Here is a 16,869-nt window from a genome sequence, read left to right as displayed (position 1 = left end):
GTTAAAAAAAACAAGGCAAAAGTCTTGCTCCAAAATTTGATGTTTCCTGCTCTTTTTATGGAAAAAATTCTTTTTATCGAGTAAGCGATTACAATTGAGCAAAGCCATTTAAAGGGGCGTGCGAGTATGTTACGATTGAAATCGAGTGTTTAAGAAAGAAGGGAAAGCTTTTGAAGCGGGAACATCTTTTACGTTGGTTTTTTTATTTTGTTGGATTGATTGTACTTGCTTTTGGACTATCGCTGACAGTGAAGGGAAAGATCCTTGGCATTGGTCCGTGGGACGCTTTTCATTATGGACTGTTTCAGCATTTTGGTTTAACCATTGGACAATGGTCGATCATTATTGGTGCACTGATTGTGACACTGACATCTGTTTTCACGAAATCTTTTCCAAAGATCGGCGCCCTTCTCAATATGGTGCTGATTGGCGTGTTTATTGATTTCTTTAATGCAGTATTACCTGCACCACATGGGTATTTACCTGCTTTATATGTATTTATTACGGGCGTGATTGTGTCTGGGTATGGCGTTGGCATTTATGTCTCAGCTAATCTTGGCGCCGGGCCAAGGGATTCATTAATGCTGCTCATCTCAGCAAAAACAGGGCTGAACGTACAGTGGGTTCGAAATGGTATTGAGTTAACCGTGCTTCTATTTGCATGGATGCTCGGCGGCCCGATTGGCATTGGAACGATTCTGACAGCCATCTTTACTGGACTCGTCCTTCGTTTTTCATTGCCACAATCGACACGGCTCTTGCAGCTGCTCATTACAAAAACAGCGGAGAAACCTGTTCAAACCCTTACCCGATAAGAACAAGCCATTCTACTAAAAGAATGGCTTGTTTAGTGCTAAACTAAATAGACGAAATATTCTTAAAACAGGAGATGATCCTCTGATGCAGCTTTTCCATTATCATTACTGGACACCATTTGTTGAGGAGACGGAGCAGGCGTACACTTCATTAGGCTTTGAAGTAAAGGGGCGTTTCGCAAAGGAAGGTTCCTTTCCCCCTCCGCTGACATGGGATGATTTTAGAGAGAAGAAGCAGTCTTTCCGAATCATTGAGATGAGAAAGGGACAGATCAATATCACATTTGGTTATAGTAAGAAAGTCCTTTTTGATCACATCGGCTTTCTAGTGACTGATGATGAATATGATCAGTTGCTGGTACAAGCGCAAAAGAGAAACTGGGCAATCCAGACCGGGGAGCGAAGAACGTTTCTTTCTACACCGATGCGCTTAAGGCTTGAATTGCAGCGGCGGACAGATGTGATTGAAACTGGTGAAGAAGCAATTGCCGAGATGACGATCGCAGTACCTGATTTGACTCATACACCTGCGGTCGATCAGTCGCTGGACGGTTTGACACAACCTATTCATTGGAAAAAGGGAGAACGTCTCTCTTTACTTGAAGTGAAGATGATGGATTCTCATGGGATGAATACGACCGATCCAAACGGTGTTCACGTCCTCAAACAAGGATAAAAAGCAGCGAGATACGCTGCCTTTTTTATGATTGTTTACGGATTGGAATCCAAATCAATGTCACATGATCTGGAGAATGTATCTCTCCATCTAAAGGGTACGTTTCCATCTCCATTCCCCCAGCATGCTCATATCCTGAGGCAGGAAACCATTCTGTGAAAATACGTGTCCATGTTGAATGCACAGCGGTTTCGACAGGCCCCTTTGCCTGAAATACAGCCCACGTACTGGCCGGAATCTGCTCGACTGTCATGGTCGAATCTGGTTCTTCCTCACCTTGCTCAATCCCAATGATATAGTCAAATGTTTCAAGCGTTTCATCAAAATGCGCACATACACCGATATATCCGAGTTCTCCAGTTGCATGAGCCAGTGAATCCGTCCATCCTTCTTGATTGACACGCTTCCAAAAGGCGGGAATATCCTGTTTGTTTTGGCTATTCTTTGTTGTTGTCTTTAGTCTTCTGCCCATGATTGAAAATGAATCCTTTTCCACAATTCGATAATGCATCGGTTCGACTCCTTTTATTTGAAGTTCGAAGGAGAGACGGGGGTAGGCTTTCACTGTATACTCGCCTGTTTTCACTGCTGCCGGTGTATATCCGTGATGCCGCTTGAAGGCTTTCGCAAACGACTCTGGGGTTTCATAGCCATACTTCACCGCCGCATCAATGACTTTCACTTGCTTGGTCATGAATTCTTCTGCCGCAAGGGTTAATCGTCTTTTGCGAATATATTCTGCTACTGCAATTCCTGTCAGCATATGGAATAGCCGCTGATAATGAAATTTAGACATACAGGCGGCCTCTGCCACTTCTTCAATCTGCAAAGGCTGATCCAGCCTCTCTTCCATATAATTGATACTATCCATGATCAAGTGAATCATTTTTCCCTCTCCTTCCTTTTCCACTATATCGAGAACCGCCCGCACCTTCCTGTCATTTTGTGCTTTCATTGAACAGGATGTCTGTTTCTCTTTTGCAGAGGTTCATCCAATGGTACAATAAATGTAAAAAATTGAGGTCCGTTATGAAGATTTTCGCTATTCAATTACAACCTTTAGATGATAAAAATGCACGAAAACAAATAGAACAGCTGAAGCCTTTTGTATCACTTGAAAAACGCGCCGCCGCTGAGCGCTTTCGTTTTTTGATCGATGCAAGAAGAACGCTTTTAGGTGAGGTACTGATTCGTCACATCATTCATGAGATGTACGCACTGCCTATGGAACAGATCATTTTTGAAACAGAAGGGAATGGAAAGCCTGTTGTCCGGCAAATTCCTTCTTTTCATTTTAATCTTTCTCACTCTGGTGATTGGGTCGTGGGCGCAGTAGATGATGCGCCTGTTGGCATTGATATTGAAGAGATTAAACCGATTGATTTAGCCATTGCCAAACGATTTTTTTCAGCTGACGAATATCAAGATTTACTCTCACAGCCGGCAGAACGGCAGGAAGCCTATTTCTTTCATTTATGGTCCATGAAGGAGGCTTTTATCAAGCTGACAGGGAAGGGAATATCCTATGGTCTCTCATCCTTTACCGCTCGCTTGTCAAAGGATGGACAGGCTACTTTGAGATTACCTGATCACGAAGCCCCTTGCGTTGTCCAAACATATTCGCTTGATCCTGCCTACCAAATGGCGGTTTGTACAAGAAAACCCGCTGCGGCTGAGCACGTCGAGATACTCACTTGTGAGAACATGCTGTCTCGCCTTAATAACGTGTGATTTGTTGAAGTGATGACTTTAGCAAATCGACGCCTCGTGCGATTTCCTCTTCTTTTACATGCCAAATGTTCAGCTGAAGTATAGGCTCCTTTTGATAAGTAGAAATGAAATGGCGGTCGATCGGCTGAACCATCACAGAAGCCTTTTTTAGTTGCTGAATGAGCTGATTCATCGGAATGGACCGGTCGACACGAACGTGGGTATGGGTAGCTGGCTCCTCTTCTCCCAGCTCATAAGCGCCTTGATCATTTTTCAAACAGGCCACAAGTTGTTTGGATCGAGCTCTATAGGTCGCCTGCATCCTTTCTCTATGACGCTCAAACATCCCGCTTTTCAAATAAATTTCTAAAGCAGCCTGCGAGAGCATCGAGCTGTCGATATCAATAAGCCGTTTATGTTCACTAAAGGGGCCAATCAGCTCGTTTGGTAAGATGACAGCACCTGTTCTAAGCCCCGGAAAAATGATTTTTGAGAAGCTTTTTAAATAAATGACCTTCCCCGCCTGATCATATGAATAGATCGGGTCTCTTTTTGTATCGAATTCTAAATCAGCCAAATAATCGTCTTCAACGATGTAGACATCATATGCTTCGGCAAGGGCTGCAATCGCTATTTTTTCTTGTTTCGACAGACTCGTTCCAAGCGGGTTTTGAAATCTTGGCATCGTATAGAAAAAGCGAATATCCTCCTCTCGGAAGATACGCTCCAATTCCTGAAGATCGAGTCCGTTTTCCGTCCGCTGGATTCCCCGGACAGGTAGCTGGTTTTTCTCTAAGTATTGGAGGAATAGGTGATAGCCTGGCTGTTCGACCAATATGGTCTGTTTTCCATTTGGAAACGGGATGGTGCTTAAAATCGATAAAGCCAGCTGAATACCAGAAGTCATGACGATCTGTTCTGGAGAGGCAAACACTTGATAATCCGTTAAACGCTTTGAAATGATTGGCAGTAAAGATGGTAATCCATTGGTGGTGCCATAGATAAATAAATCATTTTGATACAGATCAATCGCTTGATTGATGCAGTGCTGAAAATCGACATACGGAAACACAATGGGATCAGGCGCAGAGGAAGCAAAATCAATCCATGTGCTACCCTTCTTAACGGCTGACTGATTGGTTTTCACGACAAAATAGCCACTTCTTTCTACAGAGTACAGCAAGTGTTCACGCTCTAATGTGTCTAGTGCTTTTATGACAGTGCTTTTGCTCACAGCATATTGAGCCGCTAAGTGACGAATGGATGGAATTTTCATTCCAGCATTGTATTCACCGCTCTCGATTTTGTTTTTTATATTCAACACAAGCTGATCATATTTCCTCACAGTACTACCCTCCTTGTACCGGTACAGATATCAATAACTCTTATTGTACACTTTACTTGATCCGTTTACGATAAAAAGACAGAACCGGTCAATTCAACTGAAGCATGCATGCTCGTGTAAGGAGAATTCTGATGGATATGTCAAAACAAAAAGCGTATGCTTCTTCGATCGCATACGCCTGTATTATTGGTTTTTCATTCTTGTTTGTCAAAGTAGCCTTAGCATCAGCGAATCCGATTGATGTATTGGCACACCGATTTACCGTTTCTTTCGCAGCGGCTCTTTTGTTATTTCCATTTTTACGAAAAAAGTACCGTTTTTCCATTCAATGGCGTGATCTCATTTACATTGTGCCATTTTCCTTGCTTTATCCTGTGTTGTTTTTTGCATTTCAAGTGTGGGGGCTGATGTTCACCTCTTCATCAGAGGCCGGCATTATTCAGGCGACCATCCCTATTTTGACAATGGTGCTTGCAGCATGGTGTTTAAAGGAACGTCCTACCTCGATTCAAGTGCTGTTTACCATTCTTTCTGTGTCCGGGGTGATGCTCCTCTTTGTGGTGAAGGGAATTGATGTGAAACATTCTCATCTCATTGGTTATGTGCTGATCTTACTTTCAGCCTTATCATCCAGTGCCTATAGCGTATTTGCCAGGGTGATGACACGGCGATTCCATGTCATTGAACTGACTTTCGTGATGACATTCTTTGGATTTGTCTTCTTTAATGCTGCTGCTCTCATTCGGCACTCGGTAAATGCTACACTACCGCAGTTTTTTAGTCCGTTTACGCAGCCATCCTTTGTATGGTCTATGCTCTTTTTAGGCATTCTCTCTTCACTGCTCACAGCGTATTTATCAAACTATGCTCTTTCCCACCTTGAAGCAGCAAAGGTGAGTATCTTTAACAATCTTTCTGCTTTCATTACCATTGCCGCTGGCGTGCTTATTTTACATGAAACGATTGATATGGTTCACCTCATCGGGGCTGTGCTCGTCATTGGCGGAGTGATTGGCGGGAATGTGGTGAGGAAGGGGAATTCAACACAGAAGAACTAGACAAAACTAACAACAAAACCATTTATTGTCTTGTATTTTTTTGTATAATAAGGAGAGAGAACCTTTCCTTATTATACAAACTAAAATGGACGTGTTATGAGTGCATATATTTATAGTATTTACAAAGATATTGATCCTCAACGAGTTAAGAGGCTATCAACGTAACAGACCTTATTTATATGTGTTATTTGCGATGAACTACATACTAGCACCACTCTTCCTAGGTGGACTGCTTGCGTTTTTTGTCAAAAACGTATCAATCATCTACATCTCTTTTTTCATTTTTTTAACAACGATTCACCTTGATAAAAGTCTTATGCGAATCTTATTTTCTTCAGATAAAAAACAAATGGCCATCCTGAAATTGAATATGGATCAATATATTTTTGGGAAAGATATGAGTAAATTTTTCGGTGTCATGATTGGTTTTATATGCTTTTTTTTAGGTTCTTTCTGCATGATTTTAAACACACATGCTTTGTATCATTCTTTTATTCTTGGGGCCTTAGGCATTAGCTCGTTATTATTCGGATATTTACTTAGATTGAACTTATTATTACTTCTTACTAGACCTAGATTCTTTTCAATCACACCCATGATTCAATACATCACCACTGGGATCATTGCTTCTTGGATGTTTTTTGTTTTTAAATTCGAATTATTTTCTATTCCTTTTTCTAACCAATTGGTGCTTACGCTTACTGCTTTGATCTTTCTTACTAGTCTTATTTTGTTAATCAATTGGAAAAAGAACCTTAGATATACGCCTATCTTCCATTCAGATGAGAAGGATAGAAATCATCAAAACACAACATCAAGATCTTTCGATCATATTTTATTTTTTGAAATCACCCTTCTTTTGAGAAACCCTCCAATACAATGGTCGGTTTTACTATTTATATTAACAATATCTGGTGGTCTATTTACTCTCATTCTGTATGGTGTTCATACAAACCAAATCGAAACACTGAATATAGAAAATGATTTTTTGTTTATCTTTAGTGTGATATTCCCTATGATTTTTATTTCTAACGCCCTTCAATCTTATGTCTCTTTTGATGTTGATGGTCCCATTATTCCTTTAAAACATAGGTTACCTCACTTTATAAAGAACAAAATAAACTCTAAGTTGATATTATCCGTTTTATTACATATGTTTTTTTGTATTGTATATGCTATCTTTTCTACTTTTACAATAAATGTAGATCACCCCTTTTATGTGATATTTACTTTGTTAGTTAGTAGCGTTTTAATAGGCGTATGCACAGTTGGTTCTACTGTTCTATTTCCTTATTTTAAATGGGAGTATGTGTATCAAGTTCCTAGCACACTGAGCAAATTAACATTAAACCTTTGCTTCAGTTTCATTTTAGGCTTATCCGTTATGTCCTCATATAACCTAGCCTCTTTTATTGCGGCAAATACGATCATGATTGTTTGTACAGTGATCATCATCGTCATCATGTTTTTATTTTGGGATAAAACGATTAACAAAAACTGCAAATCAGTTAAAACATTATTCGAGTGAGGGGTTGTATGCTTTCAATTCATGATCTAATCAAGGAATATACAGAGTCCAACTTCAAAATATCAATTCATGAATTACATTTTCATAAAGGCTCAATTGTTGGATTATTAGGCAAAAATGGTGCTGGAAAAACAACCATTCTTGAAATAATCGCGGGGTTGATCACACCAGATAAAGGTGAATTGATCATACAAAAGGATATAGCAAATGGTTTTTCAACTGTCGGTTACATGGAAGATGATCCAACACTTTTTGAAAACTTAACATGCTTCGAATTGATTAAATATCAATCCATGCTAGTTGAACAACCGTTAAATAAAAAACAGATTCAACATTTATTAGAAAAATATGGGCTTGAAAAACAAGCCCATATTCGCTCTTCTTCTCTATCCCGAGGGATGAGGCAGAGAATTTCTTTTATATTAACCACCTTACACAATCCATCTATTATCTTATTAGATGAACCATTTACCGGTCTAGACCCAGCAAATATGACACTTATGAAAAGACATCTAAGAGAATTTAAGGCTCAAAATAAAACGATCATTCTTTCTACACACATCCTGCAATTTGCCGCTAACTTATGTGACGAGATCCTTTTTATAAATGAAGGACAAATCGTTCATTCAGAAAAAAAACCTTCCGAAGAAATATTTGATGAAGGTCAGCTTGAAAAAAGATTCTTTGAAACGTTATCCTAAATAGCAGTTTCTCTGCGTTTAAAATGATATTCAGCTATAGAAAACAACGGCCCTCGTTTGACGGGGCCGTTGTTTTCTTTTATTGGCTGATGAATTGCCTTTTTGTTGTCTGCTCAATGACATGCCTCATATGTTCTGCGAACTGCTCGAGGTGTGTGTTGATATACATGTGACCTCCTTCGAAATCAGTGCGTTCGATGGCGTTTGCCCATGTTAGCCAGCCGTCTGCGTCTTCCATGCATTTCTTATCTTGCTTTCCGTTCAATAAATAAACGGGTGATTCAATGATTGTTTTGTCTGTGTGCTGGAAGGATTCTAATGCTTGATAGTCGGCACGTAAGGATGGTGTAAAGTAATCCATCATTGGTTTGTTCTCTAACAATTCTTTTGGAATCCCGCCCATTTCAGCGATATGCTGAACAAATGCTTCATTCGATAAATGGGTCAATATTTGTCTTTTTGTTTGCGGTGGCTGAATGGCAGAAATGACAACTGCTGCCGGATCGATGCCTTCCTTTTCTAGCAGCTGAGTCAGCCTGTACACCACAAGTCCGCCCATGGAATGTCCGAACAAAATAAATGGACGGTTTAATTTGCCTGTCAGTCCTTCTTTATACAATTCAGCCAGCCGGTCAATGCTTGTTTCAAGCGGCATGAGGTTCGTTCCATGACCCGGAGGCTCTGCTGCTGTCACTTCGGCCGTGTCCTTCAGCTGTTCAAAGAGCGGACGGTAAGAGGCGGAATATCCGCCTGCAAAAGGAAAACAAATAAGCTGAATGAGATCTGATTTTTTTTCAAAGGTTTTAAATAATTGGTTCATACGTCCTTACCCCTTTACGATCGTTTCAAGAATCTGCGCAAGTTGATCTGCCTGCGGTCTTTTCATCATGGTCACATGGTCGCCTTTTATTTGATAATACGAGCACGTTTCTCTCGTGTAAGCTTCCCAATCGGCAAATTTTTTCTGGAAATCTGTGGCGTGATCGCTGCTTTGTATAATATAAAACGGCACAGAGAATGGGTCTTTTTCTAATTCAATGGCTTGTGACATGATGGTATTATGAGTCTGCATTTGCAAGTATTTATCTAAATAGTGATCATTCATAAATTGATGAACGACTTCATCCTTTTCTGCTTCTTTGAGGATTTTCTGCTTCACTTCTTGGAAGCTGAGCCCTTGTAATGCTTCTGGTTTGATGCCGACGAGGTTCCCCATACCCAGGACGAGGGCCAGCATTTTCACTTCTTCTTCGTTCATATCGGCATGAAGCGCTTGATCTGCCTCATCTCTTAATACCGGAACCGTATCTAAAATGATCAATCCTTTTGGCGCTTTTCCTGCATGACAGAGTCTCTGATTCATTCCGTAAGCAAGATGTCCGCCCATGGAATGCCCTGCCAAATAATCAATGCCTGGTCGATAGAATGTTTCAATGGCTTCAATAAAAATGGTGACAAGCTCTGTATAATGAAGGAATTGTGGTTCTTCATCCTCATACAAGCCTGGAGACTGCAAGGCGTAAACAGCTCCTTCATGTGTCATGAGCTTGGCCACATCAATATACCCCATCACCGTTCCACCAGCAGGCGGTGCAAAGAAAATTCTCGGTTCAGCCGGATCCCCTTTTTTCAACTCGATTACATAGTCTTTCGGCGCTCTTACGACAGGCTCGCCTGTTTCTGGCACTGTGTCCAAATATGCCGCTAACTGCGCTGGCGCTGGGTGCATGAAAATCCATTTCGGATCAACACGGACACCTTTTTCTTTTAATTTGGCAACGGCTTGAATACTCATAATGGAATCTCCGCCTAAATCAAAGAATGAATCATGAATTCCTACTCGTTTGACACCAAGCACTTCACTGAAAGCTGTCACAATCAGCTGCTGGGTTTCTGTTGCCGGTTGATCGTCTTCATGTGAGGAAGAGACTGCGTCTGTCGGCTCCGGCAATGCTTTTTGATCGACCTTCCCATTTGTTGTGACAGGAATTGCGTCAAGTACGATAAAGTAACTTGGAATCATATAGCCTGGCAGGCTTTCCTGTAAAAATGCTTTCCATCCAGGAACAGGCTCTCCCCCATCTGTGACAAGGTAGGCTGCCAGCCGTTTTGAGCTGCCGTACGTTTTAGCAATGACGGTACATTCTTTTACTTGTGGATGTTTGAGCAGGGCTGTCTCAATTTCTCCACATTCAATTCGGTAGCCTCTAATTTTGACCAAGTTGTCTTTTCGGCCAAGGTATTCAATACTGCCATCAGACCGCCATTTCCCCAGGTCACCGGAACGATACAGTTTGTCCCCTTTTAATGCCGGGAATGGATTGTCAATAAACCGCTCCTGCGTACGCTCTGGGTCATGCAAATATCCCTTCGCCAGCCCTGTTCCGCCGATATAGATTTCTCCTTTAACGCCTGTAGGTACTGGATTGAGATGATCATCTAGTATGACAACCGTTGAGTTGGCGACTGGCACACCGATTGGCACTGATCTTGCATCCTCGGGTACGTGTGTGACTTGATAAGTGGTCGCTAATGTTGTGTTTTCTGTTGGACCGTAAGCATTGATCAGCACACCCTTCATATGTGGCAATGCCTTTCGTGCATGCTCACTAGACATGGCTTCTCCGCCAACAAGTAATGTACGGTATCCAGCTACACTTTTTGGATCATGCTCAATCAGCCGGTTGAATAATGCAGTTGGCAAACAGTTGGCTGTGACTTGATGCGTTTTGATTAAACGAGTTAATTCGTCCATATTCAGAGCAGCATATTTCGGGATCAGAACCAGTTGACCGCCATTGAGCAGCATTCCCCATAATTCAAAGGTAAAGGCATCAAATGCATAGTTAGACAGCTGAAGCATTTTATCTTCTGAACCAAGCTCAATATAGTTTGTTTCTTTCACTAAGCGGACCACTCCTGCATGAGGAAGCATCACGCCTTTTGGTGTGCCTGTTGAGCCTGAAGTGTAGTTAACATAGGCAATCTGGTCTTCTCCTACAATCGATTTTTCCCTTTGATACACTGCGCCTGTTTCTGGTAACGGCTTGTCCATTTCAATCTTTGTGCCGCTCAGATCGTCTAAACGATTGATCAGATGCGACTGGGTTAAGATGATATCGCTTTGTGTATCGCGAACGATCAGACCGATGCGGGCATCTGGATACTCAGGTGACATCGGTACATAAGCAGCACCCGACTTGACGATCCCTAGAACTGAGACCATCATGTCAAACGAACGATCAAACAGCATCGGGACAAGTGAACCTGGTCCAACGCCCTTTGATTGTAAATAGGCAGCCAGTTTTGTCGCCTTCTCGTCTAAATCTTGATACGTCATATGCTCTTCCATATAAGATACAGCAATCCGGTGCGGGTCACGCTGCACTTGTTCTTCAAATAATTCTTGCAGCGTACGCTTTGGATAAGGCGTGTCAGTTTGATTTTTCCCTATGATCATGGCATCCTGTTCTGTTTTGTCCATGACGCAAAAGTCAGCAAATGTCCGTTCAGGCTGAGCCGTCATGCCATCTAACAGATTGAGATAATAATTCATCATACGGTGGATCGTTTCTTGCTCAAATAAATCCGTATTATATTCCACATGGATAGACAGCTTGTCCTCCTGCTCAAATACATGCAAGGTGAGATCAAATTTAGAGACGGTATGATGGACCATCACTTGTTCCGATGTCAGTCCTTTTAGGTTGATATCCAGCGAATCAGTGACATACCCCATGGCGACTTGGAAGATCGGTGAACGACTTAGGTCTCTATCAATTGAAAGGTCATCTACAAGCTTGTCGAATGGATAATGCTGATGCTCAAAGGCTTTTAACGTCATTTCTTTCACCTTTTCCAGTAAATCGGCAAAGGTATCGGCTTTTGAAACGTCCTGTCTCAGCGCCAATGTATTGACAAACATGCCGACGAGCTTCTCTGATTGTTCGACATCACGGCCAGCGATCGGCGATCCAACAATGACATCTGTTTGTCCAGACAACTTGTGAAGCAGGACATAATAGGCTGACAACATCGTCATAAATAGTGTTGTCCCCTGCTGCCTCGACAAAGCATGTAAACGACGAACAAGCGGTTCATCTATCACGATTTGCTCTGTAGCCCCATTAAATGTTTGAACCGGCGGACGAGGACGGTCGAACGGGAGCTCTAATACCGGCAACTCTCCTTGTAACGTTTCTAGCCAATAGCTCTGAGCCTCATGGTGGTTCTTTAATTGCTCATTCTCCCAATGAACGTAGTCGGTCCATTCAATCTCAAGTGCAGGTAGCTCAGGCGTTTTCTCTAATAATAGCGCACCATACACGACTTCTAATTCTTGAATAAGCAGGCTGAGCGACCATGCATCGGAAATGATATGATGCTGCGCACAAAGCAAGTAATATTCCTCTTTCCCCATATCAACAATTGTCCATTGTGCAAGCGGTCCCCGTTCTAAGTCATAGATGCGGTTCGCCTCTTGCTGAATCAGCTGTTCCAATCTTCTCGCTCTTGTTTTTTCATTAAACAATGAGAAATTCGCAACGGTTACTGATGGCGGAAGATCTTCACGGATGACTTGAACCGGCTTGCCGCCAATGGTTTGAAATGTTGCGCGCAGTGCTTCATGACGTTTTGTTAAGAGACCGATCGCCTTTGTTAACGTTTGGATGTGTAATTGGCCCATCAGCTTCCAAGCACCTAATATATTGTAATGATGGCTCTTTTCTAATGTAGATAAGAACCAAATTCGCTTTTGAGCGTGTGACAGCTCATAGCTTGTTCGTTTTTCCAGCTTTGGAATGCTGGCTTCCTGAATGGCTGGTGCTCCATTGATGTCATCGACCATTTGTGCCAAGTGTGCCAGATTCTTGCTTTCAAATAATATTTTTAGCGGTGCCTTTATTGAAAACTCATGATTAACACGAGAAATCGTTTGAGTGGCCTTTAATGAATGTCCACCAAGGTCAAAGAATTGATCCTCTTTGTACACACGATCGACTTCTAAAATATCCTCCCAGATGGCCGCAAGCACCTGCTCTGTCTTCGTTTCTGGCAATTGCTTTTCAAACGGCTGTGCGTGTTTGTGATGGAACTGTTTGAGGGCTTCGTGATCAATAGAGCCATCTTGTTTTTTCGGTATATCTTCCACTTGCCTGATGTCCCATTTCCCCTCTATGATTCCTGTGATCTTGTCAGCATCCACTTCTTTGCCCGATTGCACCGTATAGTACAGTTTCTTTTCAAAATGTGGTATTGGTGCTGGTTGAAGATGTTCAGCGATTTCTTGATTCGCCCCATCTAGGCCAATAAATAGATGCGCTTCATTCAGCCGAACACCTAGACATAATGAATGGAGTCCTTGTTTTTTTCCAATCAATTGAAAGCCCTTGCGAACGGTTAGCGCAGCCCCAGTATGTCCCTTAGACAAACCAAGATTATCCCACATGCTGAAATTCAACGAAATCGCTCTTCTTCCCTCATGATAGGTAAGGGCATGTGCGAGTCCATCTAAAAAGCTGTTCGCCGCAGAATATGCGCCAAATGTGGTGCCGCCAAAAAAGCCATTCACTGATCCAAAAAAGACGAGTGGGACAGACGGATCATGCTTGAAAGCTTCCTGCAGCACCCAAGCACCATCTGCCTTCCCTGAAAGTTCTTTTACGAAATCTTCTTCTGTTGTATGAGCTAGTGTGTACGTATCCACATGCTGAAAGTGCTCAGATACATTGCCAGCACCGGCTAAATGAAGCGCTCCTCGGATTGACTGTCCGAAATGCTTTTCTGCTTCATAAATCGCCCGCTCGACGTCACATAAATTCGTCACATCGGCTTGTACATAAAGGACGTCTCCCAGATCTTTCAGTTGTGAGAATGACGCCTCTTTTTCTCTGTCTTCTTCAAGGGATGTCCGTCCAATTAACACGAGCTTCAAGCCAAATTGGAGCATTTGCTTAGACAGTTCAAATCCAATACCGCCAAGCCCTCCAGTCAGCAAGTACAAGCCTTCATATTCTAAAAACCCTTCTGTCTGAGGTGCCGTCATCATATTCACTTTTTCCAGCTTTGGTACGAGGCGCTGGCCATGCCGGTAAGACACTTCTGCTTTCAAATGAATCGCACCTAGTTCGTCCGTAATATGCTTGGCATCCTGTTCCACATTCTCCGCTTCAATATCAAGGTGAGACACTTCTGCCCCTTCCCATTCTTGCGGGATGGTTTTTAATAATCCGGCAAGAGACGTTTTCTCCACATGAAGCTCATCTTGCGGTTTTACAAATTGACCACCTTTTGTGACAACAACGAGACGCATCGGCTCTTTATTTGCTTGTCTCAATGCTTGATACAAATACAAAATGGATTGGCTAGTGCTTGCATTCAGTTCTTTGAACTGCTCAGGGCTCGCAATCATCTCCCTGTCTGATACATTCCACAAGTGGAGCATACGGTCAATTTTTAATTCATCGGCTTCAAGCGCCGCCACAAGCCTGACGTAATCCCCCTTAATTCGAGGGTTCATCTGATACATCCCTTTTGACAGGCGTAAAAATTCATAACCCTTTTTCACAGAAACATAAGGCAGGTTCATTTGTTCAAATTGTGTATAAAGCGATTGATAAAGCCCTTTTTCATCCTCAAATACGAGTACATGATCAGTGGATACTGGCTGGGATGGACCGATATTCTCTTTTACCCAAATACGTTTAAAGAACCAATCTGGGAGGGTTTGTTCATTTTCCGAAGCAAGATCAAGTGCACGTTCAATGTCATGAAATACCCCATCTTTCAGTGCCGCACCTAGTTGGGCACGTTGGATTTTTCCGCTTTCTGTTTTCGGAAATTGGTCTTTTTTCACCGGAATGATATGGTCAGGTTCGATTCCCATTTTGCGAATGATGCTCTCTCTAATCTGCTGAATCATTGTGATTTGATCCTCTATCGAATCCTTTTGCGTGACAAAAAAGACGGCGAGTGTGTCATTACTTGATTCGGGATTGTAAATGCCGTACGCAGCGGCAAAGGTGACTTCAACCCCCTCAACTTCTTCCACAACGGCTTCAATTTCGTAATTCAAATAGTTCGCTCCGTTGATGACGATGATATCCTTTTCCCGTCCTGTGAGGACTAGGCGCCCTTCATGAATAAATCCTAAATCTCCTGTATGAAACCAGCCGTTTTCCGCAAATACTTCTTCATTGGCTTCCTCATTTTGATAGTAGCCCATCATAATCGTTGGACTCTTCACCTGCAAGCGGCCGACTTGATCTTCTGGCAACACTTGGTGATGCTCGTCTACAATCCGAATCCATACAGAAGGGATTGGTGCACCGACTTCTGTAAAAGTCATCTTGTGCGGATGATCGTGCGTCACATATTGAATCTCACTTGTTAATGAGGTCTGATCAATGGTCAGTTGTCCACCCTGATCATCATGACGCATGAATTCTTTTGACTGGACAATGGCTGATGATGTTTCTGACATGCCATAAGCCGGCACCATCGCATGGCGGCTTAATCCGTGCTCACCCATGATGTGCATGAAACGCTGCGTCACTTTAGGAACAACTGCTTCGGCGGCGTTCATGATATAGGTCAAGGTGGAGAGATCCCATCTCCCTTTGCGAATGTCGTCTTCATATTCATTCATCATCGCAAAGGCAAAGTTTGGCGCCCACGTCCTTGTGACACCGTATCTTTCTACCCAATCCAGCCACACCATCGGCCGTTCGATAAATTGATCAATGGATGGACTAATTTGCTGGCAGCCGAGGTAGACATCATGGACATGAAACATGACAATGCCCCCTACATGATCAAGCGGCATCCAGTTCATTGATACATCCTCATGCGTGAAACCATTTGCCTGCTCAAAGGAAATGATTCTAGATAAAATGCTTTGATGGTTGTGCCGGATACACTTTGGCACACCCGTACTTCCTGAGGACAGCAGCTGAAGCACAGGCTCATCCGGCTCTGGCTCATAATGCTGTTCATCTGGGTCACAGGCAAGTAATGTTTCGATTGTTAAAATCGGAATCGCTTTTGATTCAAACGTTTTACGTAGCCCTGCAATGTCCTCAGCACTCGCTTCGTTTGTAATAATGAATGGTTCATTTTGCAGCTGAAACACGCCCTTGAGCTTGTTCACACCTTGATTCATTTCATCATACACAGGTGGTACAGAGACTGGGGTTGGAATGATTCCACCGAGAATACAGCCCCAGAATACTGTGATAAAATCTTGATGGTCTTTCAATTGAAGCAGCACTTGATCGCCGTTTGAAAGTCCGGCTGCCCTTAATCCAGATAGGACACGTTCCGCTCCTGTGAGTAATTCCGGGTAAGTCTGGATCACCTCATGACCGCCTTCTTTGAGATACGTGACTCCGCGATTTGGTGACATAAAGGCGGCTCGGATCAGTACCTCTGTCAATGTGACTGGTGTACCTGGTTTTCTGATCACATCACCTCCATAAACAAGAGCTGGTGGTTTTTCTTGTACGGAGGATTGTATGGTTTGACTGACTTCATCTTTTGAAAACGATTCGTTTCCATTTGTACGCTGTCTATCTGGGAAGAGGTCATCTAAATGATAGGGTGTTTGTTTTTCTGTCTGTCTCTCTATCAAAACGGCTGCTTCCTCTACTCCATCTATGGCTTTCGTGCGCTCTTCTATCTTTCTTCGTTCCTCTTCATCTAGTACGTCAATGGCAAGCAGCGCCTCGGTATCGACCGCTCCACTTTCTTTTCGCGGCAAGGAAGGGACGAGGACGAGTGCGGCTGGCACTTCATCAGGATGAAGTGGTCCTTTCATCAAATCCTCTCTTGTCAACGAAGGGTCCTTCGCCTGTGCAAACAGCACAAGCGATAGGCCTCCTTCTTGATTTTTCTTCGGGATGAGCGCACATTCCTTTAGTGGAAAGTGAAGCATGAAGACTTTCTCTAATGCTTTGAGATCGATTCGTTTTCCATTGATCCTGACAATATGATTTGCTGCATTTCCTTTTCGTCTACTAACTAGCATTCTTCTTCTCC

The 16,869-nt window shown here is 42.7% G+C and carries 10 protein-coding genes; 6 read left to right on the top strand and 4 right to left on the bottom strand.

The window, feature by feature from the left end:
• Nucleotides 1–170: 170 nt before the first annotated feature.
• Nucleotides 171–815, top strand: coding sequence for a YitT family protein (locus NSQ17_RS02125; RefSeq protein ID WP_007498187.1), 645 nt, complete (start codon nt 171–173; stop codon nt 813–815).
• 85 nt (nt 816–900) lie between these two features.
• Entirely contained in the window at nt 901–1,491 is a 591-nt protein-coding gene (locus NSQ17_RS02120) for a hypothetical protein (RefSeq protein WP_342467800.1), read from the top strand.
• Nucleotides 1,492–1,516: 25 nt separating this feature from the next.
• Here NSQ17_RS02120 and NSQ17_RS02115 read toward each other — a convergent pair whose 3' ends face one another.
• On the bottom strand, nt 1,517–2,377 hold the full coding sequence (locus NSQ17_RS02115) for a GyrI-like domain-containing protein (protein WP_342467799.1): 861 nt from the start codon (nt 2,375–2,377) through the stop codon (nt 1,517–1,519).
• A gap of 143 nt (nt 2,378–2,520) precedes the next feature.
• On the opposite strand from NSQ17_RS02115, the gene NSQ17_RS02110 reads away from it, so the two are divergent.
• On the top strand, nt 2,521–3,222 hold the full coding sequence (locus NSQ17_RS02110) for a 4'-phosphopantetheinyl transferase superfamily protein (RefSeq protein ID WP_045035154.1): 702 nt from the start codon (nt 2,521–2,523) through the stop codon (nt 3,220–3,222).
• On the opposite strand, the gene NSQ17_RS02105 is transcribed toward NSQ17_RS02110, so the two are convergent.
• Nucleotides 3,209–4,546 (bottom strand): PLP-dependent aminotransferase family protein, encoded by a 1,338-nt coding sequence (locus NSQ17_RS02105; RefSeq protein ID WP_342467798.1) that lies wholly within the window; start codon nt 4,544–4,546, stop codon nt 3,209–3,211. The genes NSQ17_RS02110 and NSQ17_RS02105 overlap by 14 nt on opposite strands.
• A gap of 131 nt (nt 4,547–4,677) precedes the next feature.
• Between NSQ17_RS02105 and NSQ17_RS02100 the strand changes: the two genes are divergently transcribed.
• The 3 genes from NSQ17_RS02100 (at nt 4,678) to NSQ17_RS02090 (ending at nt 7,833) form a co-directional block, all read left to right on the top strand.
• Nucleotides 4,678–5,604 (top strand): DMT family transporter, encoded by a 927-nt coding sequence (locus NSQ17_RS02100; protein ID WP_342467797.1) that lies wholly within the window; start codon nt 4,678–4,680, stop codon nt 5,602–5,604.
• Nucleotides 5,605–5,797: 193 nt separating this feature from the next.
• Nucleotides 5,798–7,132, top strand: coding sequence for a hypothetical protein (locus tag NSQ17_RS02095; RefSeq protein ID WP_235672216.1), 1,335 nt, complete (start codon nt 5,798–5,800; stop codon nt 7,130–7,132).
• Between the two features lie 8 nt (nt 7,133–7,140).
• Nucleotides 7,141–7,833, top strand: coding sequence for an ABC transporter ATP-binding protein (locus NSQ17_RS02090; protein WP_041091079.1), 693 nt, complete (start codon nt 7,141–7,143; stop codon nt 7,831–7,833).
• 79 nt (nt 7,834–7,912) lie between these two features.
• Here NSQ17_RS02090 and NSQ17_RS02085 read toward each other — a convergent pair whose 3' ends face one another.
• Both NSQ17_RS02085 and NSQ17_RS02080 read right to left on the bottom strand, forming a co-directional pair.
• Nucleotides 7,913–8,653: an alpha/beta fold hydrolase gene (locus NSQ17_RS02085; protein ID WP_024720177.1), complete on the bottom strand. Its 741-nt coding sequence runs from the start codon at nt 8,651–8,653 to the stop codon at nt 7,913–7,915.
• Between the two features lie 6 nt (nt 8,654–8,659).
• Nucleotides 8,660–16,858: an amino acid adenylation domain-containing protein gene (locus NSQ17_RS02080; protein WP_342467796.1), complete on the bottom strand. Its 8,199-nt coding sequence runs from the start codon at nt 16,856–16,858 to the stop codon at nt 8,660–8,662.
• Between the last annotated feature and the right edge of the window lie 11 nt (nt 16,859–16,869).

It is taken from the genome of Bacillus sp. FSL W8-0629, from assembly GCF_038593225.1.
Lineage (GTDB): Bacteria > Bacillota > Bacilli > Bacillales > Bacillaceae > Bacillus > Bacillus altitudinis.
The sequence above is the reverse complement of the archived record's forward strand: the minus strand, read 5'-3'. Positions and strand labels throughout refer to the sequence as shown.